15 protein-coding genes and 1 pseudogene are annotated in these 13,300 nt (G+C 69.7%); 8 read left to right on the forward strand and 8 right to left on the reverse strand.

Going from position 1 to position 13,300, the window contains the following annotated elements:
- A complete protein-coding gene (locus ACIBCK_RS27775) occupies positions 1-645 on the reverse strand; it encodes an ATP-dependent Clp protease proteolytic subunit (protein WP_399394536.1) in 645 nt (214 codons plus the stop codon).
- 212 nt (positions 646-857) lie between these two features.
- Here ACIBCK_RS27775 and ACIBCK_RS27780 point away from each other — a divergent pair, with 212 nt between their 5' ends.
- Both ACIBCK_RS27780 and ACIBCK_RS27785 read left to right on the forward strand, forming a co-directional pair.
- Positions 858-1,670 (forward strand): MBL fold metallo-hydrolase, encoded by an 813-nt coding sequence (locus tag ACIBCK_RS27780; RefSeq protein ID WP_399394538.1) that lies wholly within the window; start codon positions 858-860, stop codon positions 1,668-1,670.
- A gap of 37 nt (positions 1,671-1,707) precedes the next feature.
- Positions 1,708-2,787: a hypothetical protein gene (locus ACIBCK_RS27785; RefSeq protein WP_399394539.1), complete on the forward strand. Its 1,080-nt coding sequence runs from the start codon at positions 1,708-1,710 to the stop codon at positions 2,785-2,787.
- 18 nt (positions 2,788-2,805) lie between these two features.
- On the opposite strand, the gene msrA is transcribed toward ACIBCK_RS27785, so the two are convergent.
- Together msrA and ACIBCK_RS27795 are read right to left on the reverse strand one after the other, a co-directional pair.
- Positions 2,806-3,513, reverse strand: a complete 708-nt coding sequence (gene msrA / locus ACIBCK_RS27790; protein ID WP_399394541.1) for a peptide-methionine (S)-S-oxide reductase MsrA — start codon at positions 3,511-3,513, stop codon at positions 2,806-2,808.
- A gap of 155 nt (positions 3,514-3,668) precedes the next feature.
- A complete protein-coding gene (locus ACIBCK_RS27795; RefSeq protein ID WP_399394543.1) occupies positions 3,669-4,787 on the reverse strand; it encodes a hypothetical protein in 1,119 nt (372 codons plus the stop codon).
- A 90-nt stretch (positions 4,788-4,877) separates the two neighbouring features.
- Here ACIBCK_RS27795 and ACIBCK_RS27800 point away from each other — a divergent pair, with 90 nt between their 5' ends.
- Positions 4,878-6,032, forward strand: coding sequence for a cystathionine gamma-synthase (locus tag ACIBCK_RS27800; protein ID WP_399394545.1), 1,155 nt, complete (start codon positions 4,878-4,880; stop codon positions 6,030-6,032).
- Positions 6,033-6,051: 19 nt separating this feature from the next.
- Here ACIBCK_RS27800 and ACIBCK_RS27805 read toward each other — a convergent pair whose 3' ends face one another.
- From ACIBCK_RS27805 to ACIBCK_RS27815, 3 genes are all read right to left on the reverse strand, one after another.
- On the reverse strand, positions 6,052-6,306 hold the full coding sequence (locus ACIBCK_RS27805; RefSeq protein ID WP_399394547.1) for a hypothetical protein: 255 nt from the start codon (positions 6,304-6,306) through the stop codon (positions 6,052-6,054).
- Positions 6,303-6,785 (reverse strand): sigma factor-like helix-turn-helix DNA-binding protein, encoded by a 483-nt coding sequence (locus tag ACIBCK_RS27810; protein ID WP_399394549.1) that lies wholly within the window; start codon positions 6,783-6,785, stop codon positions 6,303-6,305. The genes ACIBCK_RS27805 and ACIBCK_RS27810 overlap by 4 nt, the downstream gene beginning before the upstream one ends.
- A 96-nt stretch (positions 6,786-6,881) precedes the next feature.
- Positions 6,882-7,385: a MarR family winged helix-turn-helix transcriptional regulator gene (locus ACIBCK_RS27815; protein ID WP_399394550.1), complete on the reverse strand. Its 504-nt coding sequence runs from the start codon at positions 7,383-7,385 to the stop codon at positions 6,882-6,884.
- A 145-nt stretch (positions 7,386-7,530) separates the two neighbouring features.
- Between ACIBCK_RS27815 and ilvA the strand changes: the two genes are divergently transcribed.
- From ilvA to ACIBCK_RS27830, 3 genes are all read left to right on the forward strand, one after another.
- Positions 7,531-8,760, forward strand: a complete 1,230-nt coding sequence (gene ilvA / locus ACIBCK_RS27820) for a threonine ammonia-lyase (RefSeq protein WP_399394552.1) — start codon at positions 7,531-7,533, stop codon at positions 8,758-8,760.
- A 222-nt stretch (positions 8,761-8,982) separates the two neighbouring features.
- On the forward strand, positions 8,983-9,984 hold the full coding sequence (locus tag ACIBCK_RS27825) for an ATP-binding cassette domain-containing protein (RefSeq protein WP_399394554.1): 1,002 nt from the start codon (positions 8,983-8,985) through the stop codon (positions 9,982-9,984).
- Positions 9,981-10,850, forward strand: a complete 870-nt coding sequence (locus ACIBCK_RS27830) for an ABC transporter permease (RefSeq protein WP_399394556.1) — start codon at positions 9,981-9,983, stop codon at positions 10,848-10,850. Before ACIBCK_RS27825 ends, ACIBCK_RS27830 begins: the two co-directional genes overlap by 4 nt.
- Before the next feature lie 71 nt (positions 10,851-10,921).
- On the opposite strand, the gene greA is transcribed toward ACIBCK_RS27830, so the two are convergent.
- Both greA and ACIBCK_RS27840 read right to left on the reverse strand, forming a co-directional pair.
- On the reverse strand, positions 10,922-11,419 hold the full coding sequence (gene greA, locus ACIBCK_RS27835; protein WP_367044595.1) for a transcription elongation factor GreA: 498 nt from the start codon (positions 11,417-11,419) through the stop codon (positions 10,922-10,924).
- A 222-nt stretch (positions 11,420-11,641) separates the two neighbouring features.
- Positions 11,642-12,049 carry a DUF4307 domain-containing protein gene (locus tag ACIBCK_RS27840; RefSeq protein ID WP_399394557.1) on the reverse strand — a complete coding sequence of 136 codons (408 nt, stop codon included), beginning with the start codon at positions 12,047-12,049 and terminating at the stop codon, positions 11,642-11,644.
- A gap of 113 nt (positions 12,050-12,162) precedes the next feature.
- On the opposite strand from ACIBCK_RS27840, the gene mca reads away from it, so the two are divergent.
- Entirely contained in the window at positions 12,163-13,044 is an 882-nt protein-coding gene (gene mca, locus ACIBCK_RS27845; protein ID WP_367044597.1) for a mycothiol conjugate amidase Mca, read from the forward strand.
- A gap of 19 nt (positions 13,045-13,063) precedes the next feature.
- Positions 13,064-13,267: pseudogene (locus tag ACIBCK_RS27850) on the forward strand (hypothetical protein); the annotation flags it as partial.
- Positions 13,268-13,300: the final 33 nt, after the last annotated feature.

The following is a 13,300-nucleotide window of genomic DNA, read 5'->3' on the forward strand; positions in this document are numbered from 1 at the left end:
TCAGACCCCCAGTCCCATACGCGGCTTCGACGCGGCAGGCCGTACATCGGCGAGCGAATCAAGCACCCGGTCGACCATCCCGTACTCCTTGGCCTGCTCGGCGGTGAACCACCGGTCGCGATCCCCGTCACGCGAGATGGTCTCCGGTGACTGACCGGTGTGCTCGGCGGTGATCCGCTCGACGGACTTCTTCGTGAACTCCAGGTTCTCGGCCTGGATGGCGATGTCGGCGGTGGTGCCGCCGATGCCCGCGGACGGCTGGTGCATCATGATCCGCGCGTTGGGCAGGGCGTACCGCTTGCCCGCGGTGCCGACGGTCACCAGGAACTGCCCCATGCTGGCGGCGAATCCCATGGCGAGGGTCGAGACGTCGTTCGGGATCAGCCGCATGGTGTCGTAGATGGCGAGCCCCGCGGTGACGGACCCACCCGGGCTGTTGATGTAGAGGCTGATGTCGGTCCGCGGGTCCTCTGCGGAGAGCAACAGCATCTGCGCGCACACGCGGTTCGCGGACACCTCGTCGACCTGGGTCCCGAGGAAGATGATCCGCTGGGTCAGCAGCTGCGCGGCCAGATGGTCGTCGAACCGCGTCGAGGGCGTCTCGCCCTCGGAGGCTGCTCGCGGGGCACTGACGACGGTCGGCATCGTGGGTCCTCCTGACGGTGGGTCTTTCCTGTCCCACCACCTTCGGGCGCTCCCTCCCGCCGCGTAAGACTTCTTGGCCTGCGGCAGATTCGCTGACGGCAGAGGGCCCGGATGGGCCCGGATGGGCCCGGATGCGGGGGCCGTCGGATGGGCCGACGATGGAGAGGTAGGCCGCGGCGCGATCACCACCCCTGGGGGCTCGGAGGTGCGTCATGGTCGTGCGCAAGGTTCGCCCGGACGTCAGCGTCCTGAGCGACAGTCTCGAGGTTCCGGGGATCGGGCACATCCCGGTCAACGCCTTCGTGCTGCACGCCGCCCAGCCCGTCGTCGTCGACACCGGCCTCGGGCTGCCCGACCGGAACTTCCTGGACGAGGTCGCGTCCGTCATCGACCCCGCCGACGTGCGCTGGATCTGGCTCACGCACCCGGACCGCGATCACACGGGCGCGATCTTCGACCTGCTGGCCGCTGCGCCCGAGGCCCGCCTCGTGACCACGTTCCTGGCCTGCGGAATCATGTCCTGCGAGCGTCCGGTGCCGCTGGATCGCGTCTATCTGCTCAACCCGGGCCAGACCCTGGACGTGGGCGACCGCACCCTCACCGGGTTCCGGCCACCGCTGTTCGACAACCCGGCCACCGTCGGCTTCTTCGACGACCTCTCGGGAGTCTGCTTCAGCTCGGACTGCTTCGGAGGCCCGCTGCCCAGCGCCGAACTGGCCCAGGCCGACGACGTCCGTGCCGTCGCCCCGCAGGACCTGCGTGCGGCGCAGCTGCTGTGGGCCACGGTCGACAGCCCGTGGGTGCACAACGTGGACCCCCAGAAGTTCCTCGGCACCTTCCAGCAACTACGGGACAGAGGACCTGAGTTCATCTTCTCCACGCATCTGCCGCCGGCGGTGGGAATCGCCGGGTCGATGATCGACACCCTGGGCTCGGCGGCTGGCGAAACGGCCTTCGTGGGCCCGGACCAGGCGGCCCTGGAACAAATGCTGACGCAATTCGAGCCCAGCGGCGGCGGCCACTAGCCGCGGCGCCGGGCACCGGCCTCGGAGAGGCGACCTGATGCAGGAAAAAACGGATGCCCAAGGCGACGTCGCCGTACACAGGAACAACTCGTGGTGTCAGCGCATCACGGCCCACATCGCCGACCTGCAAGGCCAGATCAACCGATTCGGCATGCAGGCCGCCGAGAACTCACCACAGGATGCGGAGATCCTCCGCAAGGCCGCGATGCAACTCAAGGCGGCCAGGGATTCCCTGCAGGAGAGCAGCCTCTGGTCGCGGACCACCGGCGGGGCGACCGACCGGGCGCTGGCGAATGTTCACGAGGCCGAGGTCGCGCTCCTGCGCATCGCGCCGCAGGAGGAACTGCGCTGGAAGGGGCTGTCCGTACTCGTACAGGCCCGCTTGCACCTCGACCCCGAGGACCTGCGCTTGCGGCACCTTGAGGAACTGCTGCTTCCGGACGGGAAGTACACGCCGCTCGTCGCAGCCGACAGGGAGCTGGCCGCCAGCGCTCTGCACGCTTCCTACCAGGCGGAGGAGGCGGAGAGAGCGAAGGTCCGCAGCTTCACCCACATCGTGTGCGCGGCGGCCACCGCCATGGCGCTCATCGCCGTGGGTTTCGCTGTGTGGGCGTTCTTGGACAAGTCCATCGGCGAGCTGTTCTGCTTCCCCGAGAACCCTGACAAGCCCAATTCCAAGAAGGAAGTATGTCCCTTCGGGACCACGCCGACCTGGCGAAGCGTGTGGTTCATCGAGTTCATCGGGCTGCTCTCGGCGGCGGTCGCCGGAGCGGTTTCACTGCGAAGAGTGCGCGGCAGCTCCGGCCCCTACCACGTGGCGACCAGCCTGCTCCTGCTCCGGCTTCCGGTCGGGGCGCTGACCGCGGTCATCGGAATCATCCTGCTCAGCGGCAGGTTCTTCCCGGGGCTGACGGCTCTCGATACCCCGACGCAGATCATCGCCTGGGGAGCCGCCTTCGGAATCCTCCAGGAGATCGTGACCCGGACCGTCGACCAGCAAGGGCAGTTGCTGCTGGACAACGTCAGGACTCCGGGCCGCGACACGGAACCGTACGACGAGACGAGACACGGCGGTCAGCCCGGCAAGATGGGCACCCCGGAGCCTCCCGGGTCGTGAGCTACTCCGTGTCGTGAGCTACTCCGTCGCCCCCGGGGCAGGAGCGATCCCCGTCGGGCAGGCGCGGCCCCAGTTCGTCTCCGACGGGCTGTCCAGCCGGAGACCTGTGCCGCCGATTCCGCAGTAGCCGTCCGGGTTCTTGTCCAGGTACTGCTGGTGGTAGCCCTCGGCCGGCCAGAACGGGCGGGGGGCCGCCGGGAGGATCGTGGTGGTGATCTCGCCGTGGCCCGCCGCGGTGAGGACCTGCTGGTACGCGTCGCGGGACGCCACCGCGCCCGCTTCCTGGTCGGCGGAGTGGGTGTAGATCGCCGAGCGGTACTGGGTGCCCACGTCGTTGCCTTGGCGGAAGCCCTGAGTGGGGTTGTGGGACTCCCAGAAGAGCTTCAGGAGCGCGGCGTACGAGACCTGGGCCGGGTCGAAGACCACGCGGACCACCTCCGCGTGACCGGTCAGGCCCGAGCAGACCTCCTCGTAGGAGGGGTTCTCCGTGTAGCCGCCCTGATAGCCGACGTACGTCGTCCAGACCCCTTGCGTCTGCCAGAACTTGCGCTCAGCTCCCCAGAAGCAACCGAGCCCGAAGTCCGCGATCTCCAGGCCGTCGGGGTACGGCCCGAGGAGGGAGTTGCCGAGGACCGTGTGGCGGGAGGGGACCTCGAATTCGGGGGTCGCTCGGCCCTTGAGGGCCTGCTCGGGGGCGGGAAGCTCGGGCGTGCGGCCGAAGAGCATGGGGGCGTTCCTCCTGAGGCGGGATGAAGCGTGATCGCGCGGCTCTTACGTCAACGTGCGCGGGGCGAGCCGCATTCCTCGGCCGGGCTCGGTGCGCCCCTCGGCCGCCGCGAGGGCGTCCCTCGGCCGGGCTCGGTGCGCCCCCTGGGCCGGGCTCAGTGCGACAGCGTTGCCGGGCTGCCGCCGTTCGCCTCGTACCCCGCGACCGCGAGCGCGCGGTACACCGCGTAGTCCGCGGCGGGGTCGAGGGACTCGGTCCAGGGCAGGGCGCCGATGTGGCCGTCCACGTGCATCAGCTGGTTCATCGCCTCCGCCCAGCGCTCGCTGCGGACCAGGAAGTACACCAGGAGGTGCCGCACATGGGCGAGCATCGGGTCGTCGGGGCGGGCCGAGTGCACCGCGTACAGCGCGCCCTCCATGGCCTTCCTGACGACCTCGCTCTCGTAGAAGCCGCGGACGAGATTCACCTCGGGCATGTGCTCGTACACCGCGAAGAGCGGGAGCGCGGACAGCAGCGAGCCCTTGGGGGCGCGGGCCGCCGCGGCCTCGGTGAAGTCGGCGGCCAGCTCGCGCGAGCCGTGCCACTTCTCGCACCAGTAGTGCAGGGCCGCCAGATGCGCCCCCATGTGCGCGGGCGCGCGGTCCAGGATCTTCAGCCACAGCTGCTCGAATTCCTCGCGCGGGTACGCGAGGCCACGCGCGATGGAGAGCTCGATGATGTACGGGACGGGGTCGCCGGGGGAGAGGAGCGCCGCCTGTGCGCAGGCCGCCTTCGCCTCCTCCAGGATGATCCGGAACTCGTCGGTCCCGGGCTGGGACGAGCGCCAGGCCTGCTGGACCAGGAACTCGGCGTGCACCGCGGCGCCGCCCGCGTCCTTGGGCGCCTCGGCGCGCCACACCCGCAGCCACTGCCCGCCGGGCTGGTCGCTGACCCCGCCGGGCCTCTCCTTCAGCTCCAGGGACGCCGCGCCCGCGAACGCCTGCACGCGCTGCCAGCGCACCTCGCCGTGCACCTCCGTGCCCACGAGCAGCTGCGACGCCGCCTTCCAGCTCTGCGACTGCTGGACCACGTCGAGGACGTCCAGGAGGTCGTGGTCCGGGCCCGGCATGCGGATGTCCAGCTCCTCCTGGCGCGCGAAGCCGTAGTTCGCCGGGTCCGCGGCGTCCGGCGAACCGGGGGCGACCTGGCGGATTCCGCCGCGCCTGCGCAGCAGGAACGGCCCCAGAACCGCGCCGATCATGATCGCCGCCATCAGCACCCAGAGAATCTCCATGAGTACAAGCGAACCAGACTGCTCTGACACTTGGCGAACCAGTCCCGAACTCGTCTGCCTCCTCCCTGTCCCGGACTAGGCTCTGGCCACATGAGTGACACGTTCAGGAGCCAGAGTTTCGAGACCGCCGCGATCCACGCGGGCAACACCGCCGACCCGCTCACCGGCGCGGTCGTCCCGCCGATCTATCAGGTGTCGACGTACAAGCAGGACGGCGTCGGCGGGCTGCGCGGTGGCTACGAGTACAGCCGCAGCGCCAACCCCACCCGTACCGCCCTTGAGGAGAACCTGGCTGCCCTGGAGGGCGGCAGGCGCGGGCTCGCCTTCGCGTCGGGGCTGGCGGCCGAGGACTGCCTCCTGCGTACGCTGCTCGCTCCCGGTGACCACGTGGTCATCCCCAATGACGCGTACGGCGGCACGTTCCGGCTCTTCGCGAAGGTCGTCTCCCGGTGGGGCGTGGAGTGGTCGGTCGCCGACACCTCCGACCCGGCGGCGGTACGGGCCGCGGTGACCGACCGTACGAAGGCGATCTGGGTGGAGACCCCCTCCAACCCGTTGCTCGGCATCACGGACATCGCGGCGATCGCGCAGGTCGCCAAGGAGACGGGGGCCAGGCTCGTCGTCGACAACACCTTCGCGAGCCCCTACCTCCAGCAGCCGCTCGCGCTCGGCGCGGATGTCGTCGTGCACTCCCTGACGAAGTACATGGGCGGGCACTCGGACGTCGTGGGCGGTGCGCTGGTCGTCGACGACGCCGAGCTCGGCGAGGAGTTGGCGTACCACCAGAACGCGATGGGCGCGGTGGCCGGGCCCTTCGACGCGTGGCTGGTGCTTCGCGGCATCAAGACGCTGGCCGTCCGGATGGACCGGCACAGCGAGAACGCGACGAAGATCGCCGAGATGCTGACGCGGCACGCGCGCGTGACGCGTGTTCTCTACCCGGGGCTTCCGGAGCACCCCGGTCACGAGACGGCGGCCAAGCAGATGAAGGCGTTCGGCGGGATGGTGTCCTTCCAGGTGGCCGGGGGCGAGGAGGCGGCGGTCGCCGTCTGCGACCGCGCGAAGCTGTTCACCCTGGGGGAGTCCCTGGGCGGTGTGGAGTCCCTGATCGAGCACCCGGGGCGGATGACGCACGCCTCCGTGGTGGGCTCGGCCCTTGAGGTCCCCGCGGATCTGGTGCGCCTCTCCGTGGGCATCGAGTCCTCCGACGACCTGCTGGCCGACTTGCAGCAGGCGCTTGGCTAGGCCGCGCCACGGCCCCCGGTCACCAACGGGTGAGGGGTGGAGTCGTCTCCGACGGCGGTTCCACCCATGGCTGCTCGACCGACGCCCAGACCACGAAGGCGATCGCCGCCGCGAGCAGCAGCAGCCACAGCAGTCGGCGCAGTGCATTTCTGCGGCGCAGCATGCGGCTGCCGCGGCGGACGGCTTCCTCGTAGAGCTCCGGCGGGGCCGAGGGGGGTGCGCCGCCGTCCAGGAGTCGGCGGACGGCGTCTGCCTTGCGGTCGTACTGGTTCATGACGGGGCCGCCTCTCCCAGGGGCAGCGTCGGCGCCGGGCCGCGCGGCGGGTGCAGGACCGTCTCCATCGCGCGGACGCAGATCGCCTCCACCCGGTCGGCGGGCAGGCCGAGCAGCGCCGCCGTCTGCTCCTCGGCGACGCCCTCGTAGAGCCGCAGTACGAGAATCAGCCGCTCCTGGGGCGTGAGGCGGGCCAGGATGCCGCCGTGGCCGCGGTGGCGCCGCCAGGCCCCGCGTGCGAAGCGCAGGGCCAGTTGCTGGCGCGTGCGGTCGTACGGGTCCTCGCCGCGCATCCGGTCCCAGGTCGCGTACGAGTGCGCGAGGGACGCGGTGAGCAGGGCACGCGCGCGTGGGTTGGCGTCGGAGGGTTCGGCGGTGAGCAGCGTCGCGGCATGCAGCAGCCGCCCTGCCGCGCCCGCGACGAACGCCTCGAACTCCCGGGCCCGGCGGGCGTTCAGGAACGCCTGCCGTTCGCGCACCGCGTCTCCCGCCTGGAGGGGACCGGGCCCCCGGTCTCATATGAGGCCAGGCACGTGTCCCGGGTCAAGAGGCGGGCGCCCCGGAGCTTTTCGGCCTTACGAGGCGGGCGCGTCCGGGGCCGGCTGCGAGGTCTGGCGGGCGGAGAGCGCGGAATTGAAGCGCGTGAGGAGCGTGCAGAAGCTTTCGCGCTCCTCCGGGGACCAGTCGCCGGTCAGCTCGGCCATGAGGTCACGCCGTGACGAACGCACTTCGTTGAGGCGCGCCTCGCCACGCGGCGACAGCTGGAGCACGACGGCGCGGCCGTCCTCGGGGTGCGAGGTGCGCTTGACGAGACCGGTGTCGACCAGCGGGGCGACCTGCCGGGTGACCGTCGATGAGTCGATGCCCATGCTCGCCGCGAGCGCTTTGACGCCCATCGGCCCCTCCTTGTCGAGGCGGTTGAGCAGCAGGTACGCGGCGCGGTCCATGGAGTTGCGGACCTGTCCTACGCCGCCGAGGCGGGTCTGCTCCGCACGGCGGGCGAACACGGCCACTTGGTGCTGCAGCGTGTCGAGGAGGCCGGGATCGCTGGCGGTCGTCATGTCCGGAGTTGTGGGCATGGCCGGGGGCTCACTTCATGCGAGGGCGATGGGTTGGGGGACAGGGTACGCGGCCGGGACGCGGGGCGTACCGGCGCTGCGCAAACCAGTCTCGCCCCGTGGTCACCGCAGGAGGACCCCGGTGTGAACTGGGAGACTGGCAGTCATGAGCTACCGCACGCGTCACTCCTTGCCTTCGGTCACCCTCGATGACGTGCGCGGCGCCCAGAAGATGCTCTCGGGCGTGTCCAGGGTGACGGCGATGGAAGGCAGCAGGCACCTGTCGCAGCTGGTGGGCGCGCCGGTGCACTTCAAGTGCGAGAACCTCCAGCGGACGGGTTCGTTCAAGCTGCGCGGCGCGTACGTACGGATCGCGGGCCTGCTCCCCGAGGAACGCGCGGCCGGTGTGGTCGCCGCGAGCGCGGGCAACCACGCGCAGGGCGTGGCCCTCGCGTCCTCGCTGCTCGGCGTGCGCTCCACGGTGTTCATGCCGGTGGGCGCGCCGCTGCCCAAGGTCGCGGCGACCCGTGAGTACGGCGCGGAGGTGCGGCTGCACGGCCAGGTGGTCGACGAGACGCTGGCCGCGGCCCAGGAGTACGCCCACGAGACGGGCGCGGTCTTCATCCACCCCTTCGACCACCCCGACATCATCGCGGGGCAGGGCACGGTGGGCCTGGAGATCCTGGAGCAGTGCCCCGAGCTGCGCACCCTGGTCCTCGGCGTCGGCGGCGGTGGGCTCGCGGCGGGCATCGCGGTGGCCGTCAAGGCGCTGCGCCCGGACGTCAAGGTGATCGGTGTGCAGGCCGCGGGCTCCGCGGCGTATCCCCCCTCGCTCGCGGCGGGGCACCCGGTGGCGATCGAGAACCCGGCGACGATGGCCGACGGCATCAAGGTCGGGCGCCCCGGCGACGTGCCGTTCCGGATCATCGACGAGCTCCTGGACGGCATCGTCACCGTCTCCGAGGACGAGCTGTCCAGCGCGCTGCTGCTCTGTCTGGAGCGGGCCAAGATGGTCGTCGAGCCGGCGGGCGCGAGCCCCGTCGCGGCGCTCTTGAGCAGGCCGCGGGAGTTCGAGGGCCCGGTGGTCGCGCTCCTGTCGGGCGGCAATGTGGACCCGCTCCTGATGCAGCGGATCTTGCGCCACGGCATGGCGGCGGGGGGCCGCTATCTGTCGCTGCGCCTTCGCCTCACGGACCGGCCTGGAGCTCTGGCCACGCTTCTCGGGGTGTTGTCCGTGGTCGACGCCAACGTCCTGGACGTGGGCCACGTGCGGACCGATCCGCGGCTCGGACTCACGGAGGTGGAGGTGGAGTTGCACCTGGAGACCAAGGGCCCCGCGCACTGCTCCGAGGTCGGTACGGCTCTGCACGAGGCGGGTTACACCGTCATCGGCTGAGGCCTACACCCGCATCGGCTGACGGCGCGGGCTCATCGAAATTCCCCTGCGTCAGGCTCCGTTCCCCGCTATTTTGCGTTATCCACAGGCTTCGCCCAACCCGTTGAAGAGACGCGATGTATCGCGTTAGGGTGTGTCTCACGTCACTGGTCACCGGGCGCGTCATACCCGGCAAATCTAAGCTTTCCGTAGAAACTCACCCAAACCACTGGGGGAACCCACATGCCAGGCGCCATCTACGCCGAGGGACTGGTGAAGACCTTCGGCGACGTAAGGGCTCTGGACGGCGTCGATCTGGATGTCCCGGAAGGTACCGTGCTCGGCCTCCTCGGGCCGAACGGCGCGGGCAAGACCACGGCGGTGCGCTGCCTGACGACGCTCCTGACGCCGGACAGCGGGCGCGCGGTCGTCGCGGGCATCGACGTACTCAAGAATCCGAACGAAGTGCGGCGCTCGATCGGCCTCTCGGGCCAGTTCGCCGCGGTCGACGAGTACCTCACGGGCCGCGAGAACCTCCAGATGGTCGGCCAGCTCTACCAGATGAGGGCGAAGGAGGCGAAGGTCAGGGCGGGCGAGCTGCTCGACCGGTTCAACCTCGCCGACGCCGCCGACCGCCCCTCCAAGACGTATTCAGGAGGCATGCGCCGCCGCCTCGACCTCGCAGCGGCGCTCGTCGTGTCACCCCCGGTGATGTTCATGGACGAACCGACGACGGGCCTCGACCCGCGCAACCGCCAGCAGCTCTGGGAGGTCATCCAGGAGCTGGTCGCGGGCGGCACGACCCTGCTGCTCACCACCCAGTACCTCGAAGAGGCCGACCACCTGGCGCACGACATCTGCGTCATCGACCACGGCCGCGTCATCGCGCGCGGCACCTCGGACCAACTCAAGGCGCAGACCGGCGGCGAGCGCGTCGAGGTCGTGGTGCACGAGCGCGAGGACATCACCCCGGCCACCGAGGTCCTGCGGGGCCTCGGCAAGGGCGAGGTCGCCGTCGAGAGCCACACCCGCAAGCTCACGGTCCCCGTCTCCGGCGGCGCCAAGCTGCTCGCCGAGGTCATCCGCGAGCTGGACGCCCGCGGGGTCGAGATCGACGACATCGGGCTGCGCCGCCCGACCCTGGACGACGTGTTCATCTCGCTGACGGGCCATGTCGCCGAGGTGGCTCCGCCCGGGGGGAACGGCGCCGACGACACCGACACCGACGGGGAGGACGCGAAGTGAGCGCTGTATCCGACACTCGACCGCTCTTGGCGCCCAGGCCCAAGGGCGGTGTCGTCCAGGCCGCCAGGGACTCGCTGGTCGTGGCCCGCAGGAACCTGATCCGGATGACCAGGATTCCCGAGATGATCCTCTTCGGGGTCATCCAGCCGGTGATGTTCGTGGTCCTGTTCACGTACGTCTTCGGCGGTTCCATCAACATCCCGGGTGCGCCCGCGGGCAGCGCGAGCGCCTACAAGGAATTCCTGATGGCGGGCATCTTCGCGCAGACCGTCACCTTCGCCACGGCGGGCGCGGGCGCGGGCATCGCCGACGACATGCACAAGGGTTTGATCGACCGCTTCCGCTCGCTGCCGATGGCGCGGGGTGCCGTTCTGACGGGTCGTACTCTCGCGGATCTGGTGCAGACGGCCGTGACCCTGGCCGTGCTGGCGGCGGTGGCTCTGATCGTCGGCTGGCGCACGCACGAGAACATCGGGAAGGTGCTGGCAGGCTTCGGCCTGCTCCTCCTGCTCGGGTACGCATTCACCTGGATCGGTGCGCTGATCGGCCTGTCCGTGCGCACCCCCGAGGCGGCGACCTCGGGAGGCCTGATCTGGCTGTTCCCGCTGACCTTCATCTCGAACGCGTTCGTGCCGGTCAACGGAATGCCGAGGTTCCTGCAGTACGTCGCCGAATGGAATCCGTTCAGTGCCACGGTGGCGGCGGCGCGGGAGCTGTTCGGCAACACGATCGAGGGTGTCCCGAAGTCGGTCACCGGGGCTTGGCCGATGGAGCACCCCGTCTGGGCCTCACTGATCTGGTCCGTGCTCATCATCCTGGCGTTCCGCACGCTCGCGGTCCGCAAGTACCGCCGGGCGGACGGCTAGGCGGACCCGGACGCGCGAAGGCCCCCGCACCTCACGTGCGGGGGCCTTCGTGCGAGTCGCCGTCGCGGGCCTCAGGCCTGGTACGGCTTCGCCTGGAGGATCTTCACCGAGGCGAGCTTGCCGTTCGGCAGTTCGTACTGCGCGTCCTCGCCGATCTTCTTGCCGTTCACGCCGCTGCCGAGCGGGGACTGCGGCGAGTACGTCTCGATGTCGGAGCTCGCGTACTCGCGGGAGGCGAGCAGGAACGTCAGGGTGTCGTCCTCGTCACCGTCAAAGGCGATCGTCACGACCATGCCGGGCGCGACCACGCCGTCCGCGGCCGGCGCCTCGCCGACCTTCGCATGCTCAAGGAGCTGGGTCAGCTGGCGGACGCGGAGCTCCTGCTTGCCCTGCTCCTCCTTGGCCGCGTGGTACCCGCCGTTCTCGCGCAGGTCGCCCTCCTCACGTGCCGCCGCGATCTTCGTAGCGATCTCGGTGCGCGCGGGACCAGACAGGTACTCCAGCTCGGCCTTGAGCTGGTTGTACGCCTCCTGGGTCAGCCAGGTGACGTTCTCGCTGGTCTGGGTCACAGGTGCTCCTCGTAGGTACTGGGAATACAAAGCATCGCCCTACCCAGAAGGATGTTCCCTCACGGGTGGGCGAAACCACGAGCCTAACAATTCAGGCGCGTGAGGGGGAGGACATAAGCCGTCAGAAATACGTCGGCGCAGGTGAGAGCCGATACGCCGGGGGCGTCGGCCGGTCAGCGTGACGCGTGGGGCGGTCCGCAGACGGCCCGCAGACGGCCCGCGTCAGTCCGAGTGGCAGCCGAGCAGCTCGGCGCTCGTCCCGCGCGCCTTCGTGCGCAGCGTGACGACCTTGTCGATCCGGCCGTCGTTCTGGTCGAAGCGGAAGTCCGCGCGGCCCACCTCTTCGCCGTCCTCGGCCTGTGAGCGCAGGGTGCAGTAGCCCTTGGCGTCCGCGTCCTTGCGCACCTCCAGGTGCACCTTGACCGCGCTCGCCGATACGACGTCGAACTTGATCACTTCACCGCTGACCTTGGTGCCGGAGACGTAGTCGTATCCGAACCAGCCGATCATCAGGAGGAACAGCACACCGAGGACCCCACCGGTGATCTTCAGCTTCCGGTCCGCGCGCTCGTCGGCCGAGCGCGAGTGGCCGTACCGGCCCTCGACGGGCTTCTCGCTCACGGCCGTCATGATCGTCCTCCTGGAAAAGGGATGCCGGAATTTTCCGCCCCCCGGTTCCGTCACTATAGAAGCCGCCCATTGCGCCATATTGACCAGGGCGCCGGATCACTGAGGATCGAGTCTTGACTGAGCAGCTGCGACTGATGGCCGTCCACGCCCACCCCGACGACGAGTCGTCCAAGGGCGCGGCCACCATGGCCAAGTACGTGTCCGAGGGGGTGGACGTGCACGTCGTGACCTGCACGGGCGGGGAGCGCGGCGACATCCTCAACCCCAAGCTCCAGGGTGACAAGTACATCCAGGAGAACATCCACGAGGTGCGCCGCAAGGAGATGGACGAGGCGCGCGAGATCCTCGGCGTCAAGCAGGACTGGCTCGGCTTCGTCGATTCGGGTCTTCCCGAGGGCGACCCGCTGCCGCCGCTGCCCGAGGGCTGCTTCGCCCTGGAGGACGTCGACAAGGCGGCCGGTGAGCTGGTCCGGCAGATCCGTTCCTTCCGTCCGCAGGTCATCACGACGTACGACGAGAACGGCGGCTATCCGCACCCCGACCACATCATGACCCACAAGATCACGATGGTGGCCTTCGACGGAGCGGCGGACGCCGAGAAGTACCCGGAGAGCGAGTTCGGCCCGGTCTTCCAGCCGCAGAAGCTCTACTACAACCAGGGCTTCAACCGCCCCCGCACCGAGGCGCTGCACAAGGCGATGCTCGACAAGGGCCTGGAGTCGCCCTACGGGGACTGGCTGAAGCGGTGGGACGAGTTCGAGCGGGTCGAGCGGACGCTGACCACGCACGTTCCCTGCGCCGACTTCTACGAGGTCCGCGACCGGGCCCTGATCGCACACGCCACGCAGATCGACCCCGAGGGTGGCTGGTTCCGCGTGCCGATGGAGCTCCAGAAGGAGGTCTGGCCCACGGAGGAGTACGAGCTCGCGAAGTCGCTCGTCGATACATCCCTCCCCGAGGACGACCTCTTTGCGGGCATCCGCGACAATGCCTAGCGTGAACGCACATCTGGCAATGACGCATCTCGTCCCTCTCGCCAAAGAGGTCGACGATGACAAGGTGACCCCGGGTGTTCTCGGCTTCATCGTCTTCGCGGTGATGGCCCTCGCCGTCTGGGGGCTGATGAAGTCGATGAGCAAGCACATGCGGAAGGTCGACTTCAAGGAGCCCGCGGACTCCACCGAGGGTGCGGCGAAGCCCGCCGGGGCCGAGCCCGCCGGGGCCGAGCCCGCCGGGGCCGAGCCCGCCGGG

It is taken from the genome of Streptomyces sp. NPDC051218 (assembly GCF_044455475.1).
In the GTDB taxonomy this organism is placed as follows: domain Bacteria; phylum Actinomycetota; class Actinomycetes; order Streptomycetales; family Streptomycetaceae; genus Streptomyces.

What these genes read in the sequence shown, in the direction of transcription:
- ACIBCK_RS27800 (WP_399394545.1), top strand. Translation starts at nt 4,878, where the DNA reads ATGAGTGACACGTTCAGGAGCCAGAGTTTCGAGACCGCCGCGATCCAC.
- ACIBCK_RS27785 (WP_399394539.1), top strand. Translation starts at nt 1,708, where the DNA reads ATGCAGGAAAAAACGGATGCCCAAGGCGACGTCGCCGTACACAGGAAC.
- ACIBCK_RS27805 (WP_399394547.1), bottom strand. Translation starts at nt 6,306, where the DNA reads ATGAACCAGTACGACCGCAAGGCAGACGCCGTCCGCCGACTCCTGGAC.
- ACIBCK_RS27825 (WP_399394554.1), top strand. Translation starts at nt 8,983, where the DNA reads ATGCCAGGCGCCATCTACGCCGAGGGACTGGTGAAGACCTTCGGCGAC.
- ACIBCK_RS27775 (WP_399394536.1), bottom strand. Translation starts at nt 645, where the DNA reads ATGCCGACCGTCGTCAGTGCCCCGCGAGCAGCCTCCGAGGGCGAGACG.
- msrA (WP_399394541.1), bottom strand. Translation starts at nt 3,513, where the DNA reads ATGCTCTTCGGCCGCACGCCCGAGCTTCCCGCCCCCGAGCAGGCCCTC.
- ilvA (WP_399394552.1), top strand. Translation starts at nt 7,531, where the DNA reads ATGAGCTACCGCACGCGTCACTCCTTGCCTTCGGTCACCCTCGATGAC.
- ACIBCK_RS27795 (WP_399394543.1), bottom strand. Translation starts at nt 4,787, where the DNA reads ATGGAGATTCTCTGGGTGCTGATGGCGGCGATCATGATCGGCGCGGTT.
- ACIBCK_RS27840 (WP_399394557.1), bottom strand. Translation starts at nt 12,049, where the DNA reads ATGACGGCCGTGAGCGAGAAGCCCGTCGAGGGCCGGTACGGCCACTCG.
- ACIBCK_RS27815 (WP_399394550.1), bottom strand. Translation starts at nt 7,385, where the DNA reads ATGCCCACAACTCCGGACATGACGACCGCCAGCGATCCCGGCCTCCTC.
- ACIBCK_RS27780 (WP_399394538.1), top strand. Translation starts at nt 858, where the DNA reads ATGGTCGTGCGCAAGGTTCGCCCGGACGTCAGCGTCCTGAGCGACAGT.